12 protein-coding genes are annotated in these 15314 nt (G+C 71.6%); 2 read left to right on the top strand and 10 right to left on the bottom strand.

Features of this window, described 5'->3' with window-relative positions; translation table 11 throughout:
* Nucleotides 1-10: 10 nt before the first annotated feature.
* Entirely contained in the window at nucleotides 11-2629 is a 2619-nt protein-coding gene (locus ACJ5H2_RS09065; RefSeq protein WP_408899242.1) for a DNA translocase FtsK 4TM domain-containing protein, read from the bottom strand.
* A 232-nt stretch (nucleotides 2630-2861) separates the two neighbouring features.
* Here ACJ5H2_RS09065 and ACJ5H2_RS09060 point away from each other — a divergent pair, with 232 nt between their 5' ends.
* Nucleotides 2862-6101 carry a M4 family metallopeptidase gene (locus ACJ5H2_RS09060; RefSeq protein ID WP_408899241.1) on the top strand — a complete coding sequence of 1080 codons (3240 nt, stop codon included), beginning with the start codon at nucleotides 2862-2864 and terminating at the stop codon, nucleotides 6099-6101.
* Between the two features lie 49 nt (nucleotides 6102-6150).
* Here the strand turns inward: ACJ5H2_RS09060 and ACJ5H2_RS09055 are convergent, their stop codons facing one another.
* From ACJ5H2_RS09055 to gcvT, 8 genes are read right to left on the bottom strand one after another with little or no spacing between them, the layout of a single operon-like run.
* Nucleotides 6151-7836, bottom strand: a complete 1686-nt coding sequence (locus ACJ5H2_RS09055; protein WP_408899240.1) for a ribonuclease J — start codon at nucleotides 7834-7836, stop codon at nucleotides 6151-6153.
* Entirely contained in the window at nucleotides 7836-8723 is an 888-nt protein-coding gene (dapA, locus tag ACJ5H2_RS09050; protein ID WP_408899239.1) for a 4-hydroxy-tetrahydrodipicolinate synthase, read from the bottom strand. The genes ACJ5H2_RS09055 and dapA overlap by 1 nt, the downstream gene beginning before the upstream one ends.
* 42 nt (nucleotides 8724-8765) lie before the next feature.
* Nucleotides 8766-9704: an LLM class F420-dependent oxidoreductase gene (locus ACJ5H2_RS09045; protein ID WP_408899238.1), complete on the bottom strand. Its 939-nt coding sequence runs from the start codon at nucleotides 9702-9704 to the stop codon at nucleotides 8766-8768.
* A gap of 57 nt (nucleotides 9705-9761) precedes the next feature.
* On the bottom strand, nucleotides 9762-10298 hold the full coding sequence (locus ACJ5H2_RS09040) for a dihydrofolate reductase (protein ID WP_408899237.1): 537 nt from the start codon (nucleotides 10296-10298) through the stop codon (nucleotides 9762-9764).
* A gap of 13 nt (nucleotides 10299-10311) precedes the next feature.
* The gene (locus ACJ5H2_RS09035; protein ID WP_408899236.1) at nucleotides 10312-11106 is read right to left on the bottom strand and encodes a thymidylate synthase; all 795 of its coding nucleotides are present in this window, start codon (nucleotides 11104-11106) and stop codon (nucleotides 10312-10314) included.
* A 27-nt stretch (nucleotides 11107-11133) separates the two neighbouring features.
* Nucleotides 11134-11976 (bottom strand): PhzF family phenazine biosynthesis protein, encoded by an 843-nt coding sequence (locus ACJ5H2_RS09030; RefSeq protein ID WP_408899235.1) that lies wholly within the window; start codon nucleotides 11974-11976, stop codon nucleotides 11134-11136.
* Nucleotides 11973-12242, bottom strand: a complete 270-nt coding sequence (locus tag ACJ5H2_RS09025; RefSeq protein WP_408899234.1) for a hypothetical protein — start codon at nucleotides 12240-12242, stop codon at nucleotides 11973-11975. The genes ACJ5H2_RS09030 and ACJ5H2_RS09025 overlap by 4 nt, the downstream gene beginning before the upstream one ends.
* Before the next feature lie 3 nt (nucleotides 12243-12245).
* Entirely contained in the window at nucleotides 12246-13355 is a 1110-nt protein-coding gene (gene gcvT / locus ACJ5H2_RS09020) for a glycine cleavage system aminomethyltransferase GcvT (protein ID WP_408899233.1), read from the bottom strand.
* A 46-nt stretch (nucleotides 13356-13401) separates the two neighbouring features.
* Between gcvT and ACJ5H2_RS09015 the strand changes: the two genes are divergently transcribed.
* Nucleotides 13402-14925 carry a leucyl aminopeptidase gene (locus ACJ5H2_RS09015; protein WP_408899232.1) on the top strand — a complete coding sequence of 508 codons (1524 nt, stop codon included), beginning with the start codon at nucleotides 13402-13404 and terminating at the stop codon, nucleotides 14923-14925.
* Here ACJ5H2_RS09015 and ACJ5H2_RS09010 read toward each other — a convergent pair.
* Nucleotides 14879-15229: a hypothetical protein gene (locus ACJ5H2_RS09010; RefSeq protein WP_408899231.1), complete on the bottom strand. Its 351-nt coding sequence runs from the start codon at nucleotides 15227-15229 to the stop codon at nucleotides 14879-14881. The genes ACJ5H2_RS09015 and ACJ5H2_RS09010 overlap by 47 nt on opposite strands.
* Nucleotides 15230-15314 lie beyond the last annotated feature (85 nt).

Genomic DNA, 15314 nt, shown 5'->3' with positions numbered 1-15314 from the left:
GTCCCCTCGGTCATGCCTCCCCCTGGATGGTCATGATCACGGCGTCGATCTCGTCGGGCTTGACCAGGACGTCGCGGGCCTTGGACCCCTCGCTCGGCCCGACCACGCCACGGCTCTCGAGGATGTCCATCAGGCGACCCGCCTTCGCGAACCCGACCCGCAGCTTGCGCTGCAGCATCGAGGTGGAGCCGAACTGGGTCGACACCACGAGCTCGATCGCCTGGACGACCAGGTCCATGTCGTCGCCGATGTCGTCGTCGAGGACCTTGCTGGAGGCTGCCGGAGCGGTGACGTCCTCGCGATAGCTCGGCTCGAGCTGCGACTTGCAGTGCTTGACGACCTGGTGGATCTCCTGCTCGGTGACCCAGGAGCCCTGGACGCGTATCGGCTTCGAGGCCCCCATGGGGAGGAAGAGCCCGTCGCCCTGGCCGACCAGCTTCTCCGCGCCGGGGGTGTCGAGGATGACCCGGCTGTCGGCGAGGCTGGAGGTCGCGAACGCCAGGCGGGAGGGGACGTTCGCCTTGATCAGGCCGGTGACGACGTCCACCGACGGACGCTGGGTCGCGAGCACCAGGTGGATGCCGGCGGCACGGGCCAGCTGCGTGATCCGGACGATCGAGCCCTCGACGTCGCGCGGCGCGACCATCATCAGGTCGGCGAGCTCGTCGACGATGACCAGCAGGTACGGGTACGGCGTGAGCGTGCGCTCGCTGCCCGGCGGCACCTCGACCTTGCCCTCGCGGACCGCCTTGTTGAAGTCGTTGATGTGCCGGAAGCCGAAGTTGGCGAGGTCGTCGTACCGCATGTCCATCTCGCGGCAGACCCACTCGAGGGCCTCGGCGGCCTTCTTCGGGTTGGTGATGATCGGCGTGATCAGGTGCGGCACGCCCTCGTAGGCGTTCAGCTCGACCCGCTTGGGGTCGACCATGATCATCCGGACCTCGTCCGGCGTCGAGCGCATCAGCACCGAGGTGATCATCGAGTTGATGAAGCTGGACTTTCCGGAGCCGGTGGCGCCGGCCACCAGCAGGTGCGGCATCTTCGCGAGGTTCGCGACGACGAAGCCGCCCTCGACGTCCTTGCCGAGCCCGGCCACCAGCGGGTGGTGGTCGCTGCGCGCCACGTTCGAGCGGAGCACGTCGCCGAGGGACACGATCTCCTTGTCGGTGTTGGGGATCTCGACCCCGACCGCCGACTTCCCGGGGATGGGGCTGAGGATGCGCACGTCCTCGGAGCCCACCGCGTAGGAGATGTTGCGCTGGACGCCGAGGATCTTCTCGACCTTGACGCCGGTGCCGAGCTCGATCTCGTAGCGGGTGACCGTCGGTCCGCGGGTGTAGCCGGTGACCTGGGCGTCGACGTTGAACTCGTCGAGCACGGTCTGCAGCCGCTCGACGACCTCGTCGCTCGCCTTCGACCGCGCACGATGCGGGTCGCCCGGCTTGAGGGCGGAGGCGTCCGGAAGGGTGTAGACGATGTCGCCGGAGAGGGCGAGCTGCTCGACCCGCTGCGGCAGGTCGGCGTGCGGCGGTGGCTCGAGCTCGCCGGTCTCGTCGGTGGCGGGCGCGGCCTGCGCGAGCCGGCGCGCGATGAGGGCGTTGGACCCGGCCTCGGGGTCGACCGGCTCGGTGTCCTCGTCGGCCAGCGGCACGTCGATCGGCTCGAGGAGCTCCATCGACTCCTCCGCCGGGCCGGGCTCCTCGTCCTTCTTGCGCCGGCGCTTGCGCGGCTCGGCGAGCACGGGCGAGTCGTAGGCGGGGTCGCCCATCCGCTCGAAGGTGTCGTCGAGCTGGAGCGCCTCGGTGTCGGCGTCGTCGTGGTGGTGACGGCCGAGGAGCAGGTCCCCGATCTCGCGCAGCCGGTCGGGCACGCGGTAGAGCGGCGTCGCGGTGATGACGAGGACGCCGAAGAACGCGAGCAGCGCCAGGAGGGGTACGACGACCGCCGGGGCGCGGAGCAGGTCCAGGAGAAGCGCGGACACGACGTACCCGACGGCTCCGCCGCCGTCGCGCAGCGGGAGGGTGTCGCCCCGGATCGGCTCCGGGCTGCCGTTGGCGATGTGCACGATGCCGAGCAGGCCGAACGAGAAGGCCGTCCAGCCGATGACCTGGCGGCCCGCCGGCCCGTTGCCCACCGGGTCGCGCATGACCCGCCAGCCGGCGGCCAGCACCAGCAGCGGCACGAACCAGGCGATCTTGCCGACCGTGCCCGCCACCGCGGCCCGGGTGAAGTCCATGACCCCGCCGGGCACCTCGAACCAGACCGCTGCGCAGATGACGAGGGACACGGCGACGAGCAGCAGGCCGAAGCCGTCGCGGCGCTGCTCGGGCGCGATGTCGCGGGCGCCGTGCCCGACGCCGCGGGTCACCGCCCCGATGCCGTGGGCGAAGGCGAGCCAGAGGGCGACCACTCCCCTGCCGAGCGCCGTGAAGGCGCGCAGGACCGGACCAGGACCGCTGCGCACCGCCCGAGGGGCCGGCCGCTTCGCCGCGGTCGACTTCTTGGCCGGTGGCCGCTTCTTGGTGGTCGTACTCCGGGAACGCGAGCTGGCTGTCTTCTTCACGCCCGAGCGGGAGGAAGAGCTGGTCCTGCTGCGCGACCCCGGCGGGGAAGACGTACGGGTCGCCATGACACCAAACCTAGGTGATCGTCACTCCAGTCACAGGGACCACACGAGGGTGTGTCGGCCCCGGGCCCGCCCGCGTCGGGAGGTTCTCCGGTCGAGCGGGGGTGCCGGCGCAGCCTTTCCGCGGGACCTATGGACCCGCCGCATTCTGCGTCCTAGGGTGCCGAGCACGCGTGCCGGAGCAGGCACCCCCTAGGCCTGCCGACGCCGCGTTCCATCTCGAGGAGAACATGTCGTGCCACTCACCCTCCCCCGCGCGCTGCGCAAGGGCCTCGGTCTCTCCCTGATCGGGGCGGCCCTCGTCGTCGTACCGTCGGCGGCCGTCGAGGCCGCCCCGAAGGACCCTCCCGTCGTCGAGCAGATGCGCGACGAGGCCCAGGGCCGCGTCACCGTCACCGAGTCTCCGGCCACGGGCCGCGTCGGCTTCGTGCGCGCCAGTGACGACCTGTTCCCCTCCCGCGCCATCGGTCGGTCTGCGAACGACGCGGCGGCCAAGGCGACGGCCTATCTCGGCAAGTACGGCAAGGCGTTCGGCGGTCGGGACGTGGATCTCGTCCGCAGCGGCGTCACCGAGACGCCGGCGGGCTACACGGTCGACTTCGTGCAGACCTACCGCGGCCTGCCGGTGTTCGCGAGCAAGCTGCGCGCGCAGGTCGACCGCCAGGGCGACCTCACCTCGGTCGGCGGGTACGTCGCCCCGGCGGTGGACGTGGCCACCACCCCGCATCTCGACCAGAGCGCGGCCGTCGCCAAGGCCACCCAGCTCGTGGAGGCCGGTCCGGCCGGCGGCCGAGAGGCGCCCGAGGTGCAGGGCAAGCTGACGGTGGCGAAGGCCGAGCTCTCGATCTACCGGATGGGAGCGATCCAGGGTGTCCCGGGTCGCAACCTGCTCGCGTGGGTGCTCGAGGTGACCGACGGCAAGCAGGTCCGCGAGACCGTCGTCCTCGACGCGGTCACCGGCAAGCCGGTCAACCGCTACTCGATGATCGCGCACGGGCTCGAGCGGGAGCTGATCGAGAAGTTCGACGACGAGAACGCCACGCCTCAGACCGTGTGGGTCGAAGGTGCCCCCTTCCCCGGCGGTCTCGACGAGGACCAGCGCAACGAGGTGCAGGGCACCGGTGAGGCGTACTGGTTCTTCATGAACTCCTTCGGCCGCGACTCCTTCGACGGCGCCGGCGCCAAGATGATCACCGTCAACAACGACCCGTCCATCGCGTGCCCGAACGCGAACTGGAACGGTGTCTCGACCAACTACTGCTCCGGCGTCTCGTCGGACGACACCGTGGCTCACGAGTGGGGCCACGCGTACACCGAGTACACCTCGGGTCTGCTCTACCAGTGGCAGTCGGGCGCGATGAACGAGGCGTACTCCGACATCTGGGGCGAGACGGTCGACATGCTCAACGACCGCTTCAACGAGACGCCCGACGCCGAGCGGGCCGTCGGGGACTGCTCCAAGTACTCCGGCGAGATCCCGATCAGCATCAAGATCGCCGCTCCCGCGGAGATCGCGGGGAAGTGCGTCGCCGTCAAGGCCTCGGGCGGGCCCGCGTTCCCGACGACACCGACCGACGTGCCTCTCGTGGTCGGGCAGGACGCCGCCGACCCGGCCAACGACGACCTGCCGACCGACGGTTGCTCGCCGTTCCAGAACGCCGCGGCGATCGCTGGCAAATGGGTCTATGTCGACGAGAACCTCACCACCGGCTGCGGGGCCGCGGGCCTGGAGGAGTACTACGAGGGCCTCGGTGAGAACGCCGTCGCCGCGGGGGCCGTTGGCATCGTCGTCGGCGGCGACCCGCAGTTCGACCCGTGGGACATGCCGGGAGCGACCTTCACGATCCCGGCCGCCCAGATCGACGGCGACTCCGGGGCGGCGATCAGGGCCGCGGCGGGGCCTGTCACGCTCCGCGTCCACGGCCCCCAGGCTCCGGCAGTGGCCGACTCCTACCGCTGGCTGTCCGGTGAGGGCGACCCGGCCTTCGGCGGCGCGATCCGCGACATGTGGAACCCGAACTGCTATGGCGACCCGGGCAAGGTGAGCGACGAGGAGTACCACTGCGCGACGACCGACAGCGGTGGGGTGCACACCAACTCGGGCGTCGTCAACCACGCCTACGCGCTCCTCGTCGACGGTGGAACCTACAACGGTGTCACCGTTCCGGAGATCGGCCTGGACAAGGCGGCGCACATCTTCTGGCACACCCAGCTGACCAAGCTCACGCCGACGTCCGGCTTCGCCGAGCTGGCGGACGGCCTGGATGCCTCCTGCACGGAGCTCACGGGACTGACGACACTGAAGAAGCTCGCCATCGGCACCAGCCCGACCGGCGGGGCCGCCGCCGACGGCGGTCCGCTGCCGGCGATCACTGCCGACGACTGTGCGGCGGTGTCGGCGGTGGCGCAGGCCACCCAGCTGCGGGTCGAGCCGGTGCAGTGCAACTTCCAGCCCATGTTCGACGCCGGCACGGTCGGATGCGGACCGGGCACCGTCACGAGCACGCTGTGGTCGGAGGGCTTCGACGGCGGCGAGATCCCGGCGACCTGGGGTGCGCCGGAGGTCGAGGCCGACAACGCCCACTTCGACCCGGTCGTCACCACCGACCTGCCGACCGTCACCGCCGGCGGCACCCAGCATCAGGGCGGACCCGAGGTCCTCTACTTCAACGACCGCGGGGACGTCGACGACGCCGGAAGCTTCGGTAGCTGCGACGGCGGCCCGGACGACTACTCCTCCCGAGTCGGCGTCACGACGCCGCAGCTCACCGTGCCATCTGGAGCGCTCCCCCGGCTCTCCTTCGACCACTACGTCGCCTCGGAGGTCGAGTACGACGGGGGCAACGTGAAGGTGAGCGTCAACGGAGGCGGGTACCAGCTGGTGCCCCCGTCCGCGTGGCTGCACAATGCTCCGGGCGGCGAGCTCGCCTCGGCTCCGGGCAACACCAACCCCATGGCCGGCGAGGCGGCGTTCACCGGCACCGACGGTGGCAAGCCCACCGGCGCGTGGGGATCGTCGGTCATCGACATCACGTCGATCGCGGCGCCCGGTGACACGGTGCGCTTCCGCTTCGACTTCGGGATGGACGGCTGCAACGGCATCGACGGCTGGTACATCGACAACGTCGCGATGACCATCTGCACCCCGGCCCCGACGCCGCCTCCGGCTGCAACTCCGGCCCCCGGCACGGCCTCAGTCTCCCCGCAGGCCAGTGCCAAGAAGGGCACCGTCACGATCAAGGTCGTGACCGCGGGCGGCGTGACGCCGTCCGGACTGGTGACGGTCACGATCAAGGGCAGGACCTACACCGGGACCGTGGTGGACGGCGTACTGAAGGTCAAGGCCAAGAAGCAGCTCAGGAAGCTGTGGCGCCAGGGCAAGCGCAAGGTCAAGGCGACCGTGAGCTATCCCGGTGACGCGAAGGTCGCACCCTTCTCCGCGAGGGTGAGGATCAAGCTCAAGGGCAGGCAGTAGCCGTCGCCCGCTGGTGCAGGGGCCCCCGCCGGGGGCCCCTGCACCGCCGTCAGGCCTCGACCACGACCGGGATGATCATCGGCCGGCGCTTGTGGGTGTTGCTCACCCACCGGCCGATGGTGCGGCGGATGACCTGCTGGAGCTGGTAGGTGTCGGTGCTGCCCTCGTCGAGCGCGCGGTTCACCGCGTCGACGATGGGCTGCTTGATCGACTCGAAGTCGGAGTCCGCCCAGGCATGGCCGCGCGCATGGATCTCGGGCCCGGCGGAGACCTTCCCCGCGACGGAGTCGACGACGACGATCACGGAGACGAAGCCCTCCTCCCCCAGGATCCGGCGGTCCTTGAGCTCGGACTCGGTGACGTCGCCGACCGACTGGCCGTCGACGAAGACGTAGCCGCACTCGACCTTGCCGACCACGGAGGCCACCCCGTCGACCAGGTCGACGACGACGCCGTCCTCGGCGTACACGACGTTCTCGACGCCGGTCTGCTTGGCCAGGTCTCCGTTGGCGAGCATGTGCCGGACCTCGCCGTGGACCGGGAGGACGTTGCGCGGCTTGACGATGTTGTAGCAGTAGAGCAGCTCGCCGGCGCTGGCGTGGCCGCTGACGTGGACCAGCGCGTTGCCCTTGTGGACGACATGCGCACCGAGCCGGGACAGTCCGTTGATCACGCGGTAGACGGCGTTCTCGTTGCCGGGGATCAGGCTCGAGGCGAGGATGACGGTGTCGCCCTCCTCGAGGTGCACGAAGTTGTGGGTGCGCTGGGCGATCCGCGCGAGCGCGCTCAGCGGCTCGCCCTGCGAGCCGGTGGAGATGAGCACCTGGCGCTCGGGAGCGAGGTCGGCCAGCTCCTTCGCCTCGACCATGACGCCCGGCGGGACGTGCAGGTAGCCGAGGTCGCGCGCGATCGCCATGTTGCGGACCATCGAGCGGCCGACGTAGGCGACCTTGCGGTTGTACTTCACCGCCGCGTCGAGGATCTGCTGGACCCGGTGCACGTGGGAGGCGAAGCAGGCGACGATGATGCGCTGCTTGGAGTCGGCGAAGGCCTGCTCGAGCACCGGGGTGATCCGGCGCTCGGCCGTGGTGAAGCCCGGCACGTCGGCGTTGGTGGAGTCGGTGAGGAAGAGGTCGACCCCCTCCTCGCCGAGCCGGGCGAACGCCCGCAGGTCGGTGATCCGGCCGTCGAGCGGCAGCTGGTCCATCTTGAAGTCGCCGGTGTGCAGCACCAGGCCGGCGCCGGTGCGGATCGCCACGGCAAGCGCGTCCGGGATGGAGTGGTTGACGGCGACGAACTCGAGGTCGAAGGGGCCGAAGGAGATCCGGTCGCCCTCCTTGACGGTGTAGAAGGGCGTCTGGCGCAGCCGGTGCTCGCGCAGCTTGGAGTTGAGCAGCGCGAGGGTCAGCTCCGAGCCCACCAGGGGGATGTCCTGGCGCTCGCGCAGGAGGTACGGCGTCGCGCCGATGTGGTCCTCGTGCCCGTGGGTCAGCACGATCGCCTCGATGGCGTCGAGCCGGTCCCGGATCGCCGCGAAGTCGGGCAGGATCAGGTCGACGCCCGGGTGGTGGTCGTCGGGGAAGAGCACGCCGCAGTCGACGACGAGCAGGCGGCCGTCGTACTCGAAGACGGTCATGTTGCGGCCGACCTCGCCGAGGCCGCCCAGCGGAATGACGCGCAGGCCGCGCTTCGGCAGCTTCGGCGGCGCGGAGAGCTCCGGGTGCGGGTGCGACATCAGAGCAGGCCCGCCGCGGCGAGACCGGCACGGAGGTCGGCGACCTCCGCGTCGTCGAGCGCCATCAGGGGCGGCCTGACCCCTCGACTCTCGAGCACCCCGACCAGCTCGAGCGCGGCCTTGGCGGTCGTGGCGCCGTAGTTGGCGACGCCCATGATCGCCTCGAACGCCGGCACGAGTCCGGTGTGGATGCGCAGCGCCTCGGCGTGGTCGCCGGACAGGAAGGCGTCGATCATCGCGCGCAGCTGGCTGCCCGCGACGTGACCGACGACCGAGACCAGCCCGGTCGCGCCGTACGCGAGATAGCCGAGGGTGTTGATGTCGTCGCCGGAGTAGACCGTGTAGCCGAGGTCGACCAGCTGGGCGGTGCGCGGCAGGTCGCCGGTCGCCTCCTTGGTGGCGACGACGGTGTCCCACTCCTTCGCGGCGGCGTAGGTCTCGAGCGCGATCTTGGTGCCCGTGCGGCCCGGGACGTCGTAGAGCATCACGGGCACGTCGGTGGCCTCGACGACCTGGCGGAAGTGGTTGAGCACGCCGCGCTGGCTCGGCTTGTTGTAGTAGGGCGTGACGAGCAGCAGCCCGTCCGCACCCACCTTCTCCGCCTGCTGGGCGAGCTCGACGGAGTGGCGGGTGTCGTTGGTGCCGACGCCGGCGACCACGCTCGCACGGGCGCCGACGGCGTCCTTGACCGCGGCCAGGATCTCGCCGTCCTCGGCGCCGGTCGTGGTCGGCGACTCGCCGGTGGTGCCGGAGACGACGATGCCGTCGTTGCCGTTGTCCACGAGGTGCTTGGCGACCTTCTGCACACCGTCCAGGTCGACCGAGCCGTTCTCGAGGAACGGCGTGACCATCGCGGTCAGCATGGTGCCGAAGGGTGCAGACGTCATGGGGTCAGGCTATCGCCCCTCCCCGCCCTTCCCCACGTCGGCTCACACGTGCGGCATGACCTCCGCCGCCACCAGCCGCAGGTGGTCGAGGTCGGTCAGGTCGAGGACCTGCAGGTAGATCCGCTGCGCGCCGAGGTCGCCGTAGCGCCGGATCTTGTCGACCACCTCCTCGGGCGTCCCGGCCAGGCCGTTGAGGCGCAGCTCGTCGACCTCGCGACCGATGGCGGCGGCGCGGCGGGCGAGCGCGGCCTCGTCCTCGCCGACACACAGCACCAGCGCGTTGGACCAGACGAGGGACGAGGGGTCGCGACCGATCTCCTCGGCGGCGCGGCGCACCCGGCCGAACTGGGCCGCGGTGAACTCCTCGTCGACGAAGGGCAGGTTGAACTCGTCGGCGTACGCCGCGGCGAGGGCGGGCGTCTTGCGCGCGCCCTTGCCGCCGACGAGGACCGGTACGCCGCCACGCAGGCCGCTCGTCTGGACGGGCTTGGGCAGAGCGGGGCTCTCCTCGAGCCGATAGTGCGTGCCCTCGAAGGCGTAGCGCTCCCCGACCGGCGTCGACCACAGGCCGGTGACCAGCTCGAGCTGCTCGGCGTAGCGCTCGAAGCGCTCCGCGGTGTCCGGGAACGGGATCCCGTAGGCGGTGTGCTCCTGGGCGAACCAGCCCGCACCGAGGCCGAGCTCGACCCGGCCGCCGCTCATCTGGTCGACCTGCGCCACCTGGATCGCCAGCACGCCGGGATGGCGGAAGGTGGCACTGGTCATCAGCGTGCCCAGCCGGATCGTGCTGGTGTCACGCGCCAGCCCGGCGAGCGTGGTCCACGCGTCGGTCGAGCCGGGCAGCCCGTCACCGCTCATGTGGAGATAGTGGTCGCTGCGGAAGAAGGCGCCGAAGCCCAGGCGCTCGGCCTCGAGAGCGACCGCCAGGAGGTCGTCGTAGGTCGCGCCCTGTTGGGGTTCGGTGAAGACACGGAGCTCCATGGCTTCACTGTGCCAGCCGGGTGGTTTCGAGGCTCGGCCGCGGGGCGGCCTCGCACCTCAACCACCGGTGCCGGCGGTGCCCCCACACCCGAAGGCTCGCTCCCACCACACGATGGTGAACCCGTCGCGGGGCTCACGACGCACCTCCCGCCAGCGCTTCTGGCTGAACTCCGGGTAGTGGGTGTCACCCTGGGGCGCGAGCGGGATCTCGGAGATGACCTGCTCGTCGGCGTACGGCATCGCGGCGGCGTAGACGTGCGCTCCCCCGCCGATCATCACCTGCCGGTCGCCCGGCTGCCCCTCGAGGAGCCGGTCGGCGAGGGCGAGGGCATCGGTGATCGAGTGGGCGACCTCCACGCCCTGCGCGGCGTACGACGGGTCGCGGGTGAGCACGACCGTGGTCCGTCCGGGCAGCGGCCGGCCGATGCCCTCGTGGGTGGTGCGGCCCAGGACCAGCACGTGGCCCATCGTCGTGGCCTTGAAGTGCTGGAAGTCCTCGGAGATCTTCCACGGGATGTCGGCGTCGGCGCCGATCACGCCGTTCTCGGCGACGGCGGCCACCATCGTGACCCGCCGTCCTGCTGGAGTCGTCATCTCGCCTCTCGCCTCAGACAGCGATCGGGGCCTTGATGGCGGGATGCGGGTCGTAGCCCTCGACCGCGATGTCCTCCAGCTCGAAGGCGTCGATCTCGCTCACCGCCGGGTTGAGCAGGAGCTTCGGCAGCGGGCGCGGATCGCGGGTCAGCTGCAGCCGAGCCTGCTCGAGGTGGTTGGAGTACAGGTGCGCGTCGCCGAGGGTGTGCACGAAGTCGCCGACCTGGAGGCCGGTGACCTGCGCGACCATGTGGGTGAGCAGCGCGTAGGACGCGATGTTGAACGGCACCCCGAGGAAGACGTCGGCCGAGCGCTGGTAGAGCTGGCAGCTGAGGCGCCCGTCGGCGACGTAGAACTGGAACAGGCTGTGGCACGGCGGGAGCGCCATGTCGTCGACCTGGCTCGGGTTCCAGGCCGACACGATGTGGCGGCGGCTGTCCGGGGAGGCCTTGATCTGCGCGATCACCCGGGCGAGCTGGTCGATGTGCCCTCCGTCGGGCGTCGGCCAGGAGCGCCACTGCGCGCCGTACACGGGACCGAGGTCGCCGTTCTCGTCGGCCCACTCGTCCCAGATGCTGATGCCGCGCTCCTGCAGCCAGCGCACGTTGGTGTCGCCGCGCAGGAACCACAGCAGCTCACCGAAGACCGACCGGGTGTGGATCTTCTTCGTCGTCACCAGCGGGAAGCCCGCGGCGAGGTCGAAGCGCATCTGGTGGCCGAACACGCTCAGCGTGCCCGTGCCGGTGCGGTCACCCTTCTCCACGCCCTCGTCGAGGATCCGCTGCAGGAGGTCGAGGTAGGCACGCACGAGTTCAGCCTAGGCGCTGCCCGGCGCTCACAAGGTGACCGTCCCGCGAACGGTGGTGAGGGTGTCGCCGCCGACCCAGATCGTGCCGTCGGCGTCGGTGTCGACATGGATCCGGCCCCGACGGCCGATCGCGGTCCCCTGGGCGGCGACGTACGACGGCGGGAGCACGCCACTCCTGGTCAGCCACTGCGCCAGCGAGGCGTTGAGCGAGCCGGTGACCGGGTCCTCGGTGATGCCGGCGGCGTGGGGGACGAAGGCCCGGACCTCGACCGCGCACTCCGCTCCCTCCGGGTGCGGACCCACGACGCCCACGTCGACGGGGAGGTCCGCATAGGCCGGCGTGAGCGCGAGGACCTGCTCCGCCGACCCGAGGCGGACGCCCACCCAGCCGGGCCCGTTGTCGGCCCACGCGATGTCGAGGACGTCGCCGCGGTCGATGCCCAGCGCGGCGACGATCCGGCCCGTCAGCTCCTCGTCCACCGGCCCGGAGCGGATCAGGTCGGGAGCCGCGAACGCCAGACGGCCGTCGGTGCGGCGGAGCTCGACGAGCCCCACGCCGCACTGCTGCACCACCCGCTCCCCGGCCGGGGCTCCCCCGGCCTCGAGCCAGGCGTGGGCCGAGCCCAGGGTGGGATGACCGGCGAACGGCAGCTCGGTCTCGGTGGTGAAGATGCGCAGCCGGTAGTCGGCGCCCGGGTCGGTGGAGGCGACGAGGAAGGTCGTCTCGCTGAGGTTGGTCCACCGGGCGAACAGCTGCATCTCGTCCGCGCTCATCCCGTCGGCGTCGTGGACGACGGCGACGGGATTGCCGAGCAGCGGCTCGGCGGTGAAGACGTCGACCTGGCGGAAGTCCCGGGAGCGGCCGCTCATGCCGAGAGGGACATGGGGCCGTACACCTCGCGGTCGACCTCGAACAGGGTCACGTGCGTGACGCCGAGCTCGGCCAGCGCCGACCAGGTCTCGCCGATCCAGGACTCCGCGTCACCCTGGCTGGGGAAGGCCATGTCGGCGTACTCCTCGGCGGCCGGGCCGCTCAGCGCCACCTCGGCGCCGGAGGCGTCCTCGAGCCGCCAGTGCCAGGGGTTGTCGGCCGGGGCGGACGGACGGTAGTGCGAGGGCTGCTCGGGCAGGGTCATGGCTCAACTCTCCCTGACGGACGGCTGGACGAAGGGCGGCTTGGTGATCTGGAAGACCTCGGGGCGGCCGCGCACGTCGACCATCACCTCGGCGCCGTCGTCGACGACGGTCGAGACCAGCGCCAGCGCGATGCCCTTCCTCATCGTCGGCGAGAAGGTGCCCGAGGTGACCTCGCCGAGGGGGACGTCCCGCAGCAGCCGCACGCTCATGTGCGGACGTGGGATGGCGCGACCGGTGGAGACGAGGCCGACCAGCTTGCGCCGCGGGCCCTGCTCCCGCTCGGCGAGCAGGGCGTCGCGTCCCCAGAAGGCCGGCTTCTTCCAGCCGACCGCCCAGCCGAGACGGGCCTCGTTCGGCGTGACGTCCGGGGAGATGTCCTGCCCGTGGAGGGGATAGCCCATCTCCGTGCGCAGGGTGTCGCGGGCACCGAGGCCCGCCGGCACCAGCCCGTGCGGCTCGCCGGCCGCCATCAGCGCGTCCCACAGGGCCGGCGCGACCGCGGCGGGCGCGATCAGCTCGTAGCCCCGCTCGCCGGTGTAGCCGGTGCGGCAGACCACGACCTGCGCACCCTCGAAGGGCGCCTCGACGAAGCTCAGGTAGTCGTGCCCGACGGGCAGCCCGACGCCCGCGACCACCTCGTCGGAGCTCCTCCCCTGGACCGCGAGGACGACATAGTCACGATGGTGGTCGAGCACCTCGACCCCGTCGGGGGCCGCCTCGGCGAGCCGACGGCGCACCTCGGCGCTGTTGGCGGCGTTGGGGACGACGAGCACGTGGTCGTCGTCGTGGAGGTAGGTGAACACGTCGTCGACGATCCCCCCGGTGGCGTCGTCGACGACGAGGCTGTACTGCGCCCGGCCCGGGCCGATCCGGCGCAGGTCGTTGGTGAGCGTCGCGTTGAGGAAGTCCACCGCTCCGGGGCCGCGGACGACCAGCTTGCCGAGATGGCTCACGTCGAAGATGCCGACCCCGTCGCGGACCGCCGCGTGCTCCTTGACGACCCCGGTGGGGTACTCCAGCGGCATCAGCCAGCCGCCGAACTCGGAGAACTTGGCGCCCAGCGCCTCGTGCCGGTCGTGCAGGGGTGAGTGCAGGGGGGTCGCGTCCGCCATGGTCGGCAATCTATCGCCCGGCAAGGCCCCCGATATCGTCTGTCCGGTGACGACCTTCGCCCTCCGCACGGCCAGCCCCGCCAAGACCCGCGCCGAAGCCGTGGTCGTGGGCGTGCTGCCCGACGGCATGCTGGCCCCCGGCGCCGAGGACGTCGCCACGGCGTACGGCCGCAGGCTGTCCGGCCTCCTGGCGACCCTCGGCCTCAAGGGCGCACCCGGCGAGGTGGCCAAGGTGCCGACGGCCGGCACGATCGCCTCTCCCCTGCTCGTCCTCGTCGGCCTGGGCGCCGACCCCGACGCGGCCGCCGTCCGCCGGGCCGCCGGCAACGCGGCGCGCGCCGTCACGAACGCCGCATCGGTCGCGCTGGCGCTGCCCGCGGACTCCGCCGCGCTGGTGCGCGCCGTCGTCGAGGGCTACCGGCTGGGCGGCTACGCGTTCAGCTCCTACAAGAGCAAGCCCCCGGCGCCGACCACGCCGGCGGAGGTCGTCGTCCTCACCCCGGCCGCGCGCCGCGCCGAGGTGAGCAGCGCCGTGGAGCCCGCGCAGGTGCTGGTCGACGCGGTGTCTGCCGCGCGGGACTGGGTCAACACGCCGCCGGCCGACCTCACCCCGCCGGCGTTCGCCGACGCGATCGCGGCCGCCGTGAAGGCCGTCAACAAGGGTCTGGCCAAGGGCAGCACGAAGGTGAAGGTCGACGTGCTGGACGAGACCCGGCTCGCCGAGCTCGGCTGCGGCGGCCTGCTCGGCGTCGGCGCCGGCTCGTCCGCCCCGCCCCGGCTGGTGGAGCTGCGCTACGCCCCGAAGGAGGCGGTCGCCCACGTCGCCCTCGTCGGGAAGGGCATCACCTTCGACTCCGGCGGCCTGTGGATCAAGCCGGCCGCCAGCATGGCGACCATGAAGGAGGACATGGCCGGCGCCGCCGCGGTCGTGCAGGCGACGCTCGCGGCCGCCCGGCTCGGGCTTCCCGTGCGGATCTCGGCCTTCGCCGCGCTGGCGGAGAACATGATCGGCGAGGCGGCCATGCGCCCTGGCGACGTCCTCACGACGTACGACGGCACCACCGTCGAGGTGAGCAACACCGACGCCGAGGGCCGGCTGGTCCTCGCCGACGCGCTCGGCCGCGCGGTCGAGGCGCGGCCGGACACGATCGTCGACATCGCCACGCTGACCGGTCACATGGTGATGGCGCTGGGCGACCGGATCGCCGGCGTGATGGGTGACGACGACGTGGTCGCCGAGGTGCTCGCCGCCGCCGCGGCGGCCGGCGAGGACGCCTGGCCGATGCCGATCCCGGAGTTCATGGACGAGCGGATCCGCAGCTCGGGCGTCGCCGACCTCGCCCAGTACGACGGCGTCCGCTGGGGCGGTGGACTGTTCGCGGCCGCCTTCCTCCGCGCGTTCACCGGCGGCCTGCCGTGGGCCCACCTCGACATCGCGGGGCCGACCTTCAACAAGGGTGGTCCCTCGGGGCACCTGGCTGCCGGCGCGACCGGCTACGGGGTGGCGACGCTGCTGGAGTACCTCACGAGCCGGGCGAGCGCCGCTCCCGCTGCTTCTGTGCCTGCCTGACCCGGGAGTTGTAGTCCCGCATCCGCTGCGGGACGCCGACCACGGCGGCGTCGTACGACGGGACCTGGTGGCGGTTGCAGAAGTCGTGGGCCCAGCTGACCGACGGGACCCGGCGACGGGTCCACTCCCCGTCGTGGGCGACGAGGAGCAGGGTGACCTCGCTGACCGCGGTGCGCGGCTCCACGAAGCCCTCCACACCGCGGCGCTCCTGGACCCAGGTGCGCAGGTGCTCCTCGTCGGCGCGGACCGCGGCGCGCACCCGGGTGGAGCCGGTGCGCGCGGCGTCCTTCGCGGGGTTACTCATGCGTACCTTCCCGCGCCCGCGGAACCGGTCGAACAAAGACATGGATCAAGTGTGCCCGAAGCGTGGGTGGGCCGTTGCCGGTTGC

The sequence above is a fragment of the Nocardioides pymetrozini genome, assembly GCF_046058985.1.
Lineage (GTDB): Bacteria > Actinomycetota > Actinomycetes > Propionibacteriales > Nocardioidaceae > Nocardioides.
This window is presented reverse-complemented; position numbering and strand designations above follow the sequence as displayed.

Bases quoted from the DNA above. Each gene is read 5' to 3' on its own strand.
- ACJ5H2_RS09045 (WP_408899238.1), bottom strand. From the start codon at position 9,704: ATGGAGCTCCGTGTCTTCACCGAACCCCAACAGGGCGCGACCTACGAC.
- ACJ5H2_RS09055 (WP_408899240.1), bottom strand. From the start codon at position 7,836: ATGTCGCACCCGCACCCGGAGCTCTCCGCGCCGCCGAAGCTGCCGAAG.
- ACJ5H2_RS09030 (WP_408899235.1), bottom strand. From the start codon at position 11,976: ATGAGCGGCCGCTCCCGGGACTTCCGCCAGGTCGACGTCTTCACCGCC.
- ACJ5H2_RS09010 (WP_408899231.1), bottom strand. From the start codon at position 15,229: ATGAGTAACCCCGCGAAGGACGCCGCGCGCACCGGCTCCACCCGGGTG.
- ACJ5H2_RS09040 (WP_408899237.1), bottom strand. From the start codon at position 10,298: ATGACGACTCCAGCAGGACGGCGGGTCACGATGGTGGCCGCCGTCGCC.
- ACJ5H2_RS09065 (WP_408899242.1), bottom strand. From the start codon at position 2,629: ATGGCGACCCGTACGTCTTCCCCGCCGGGGTCGCGCAGCAGGACCAGC.
- ACJ5H2_RS09025 (WP_408899234.1), bottom strand. From the start codon at position 12,242: ATGACCCTGCCCGAGCAGCCCTCGCACTACCGTCCGTCCGCCCCGGCC.
- gcvT (WP_408899233.1), bottom strand. From the start codon at position 13,355: ATGGCGGACGCGACCCCCCTGCACTCACCCCTGCACGACCGGCACGAG.
- dapA (WP_408899239.1), bottom strand. From the start codon at position 8,723: ATGACGTCTGCACCCTTCGGCACCATGCTGACCGCGATGGTCACGCCG.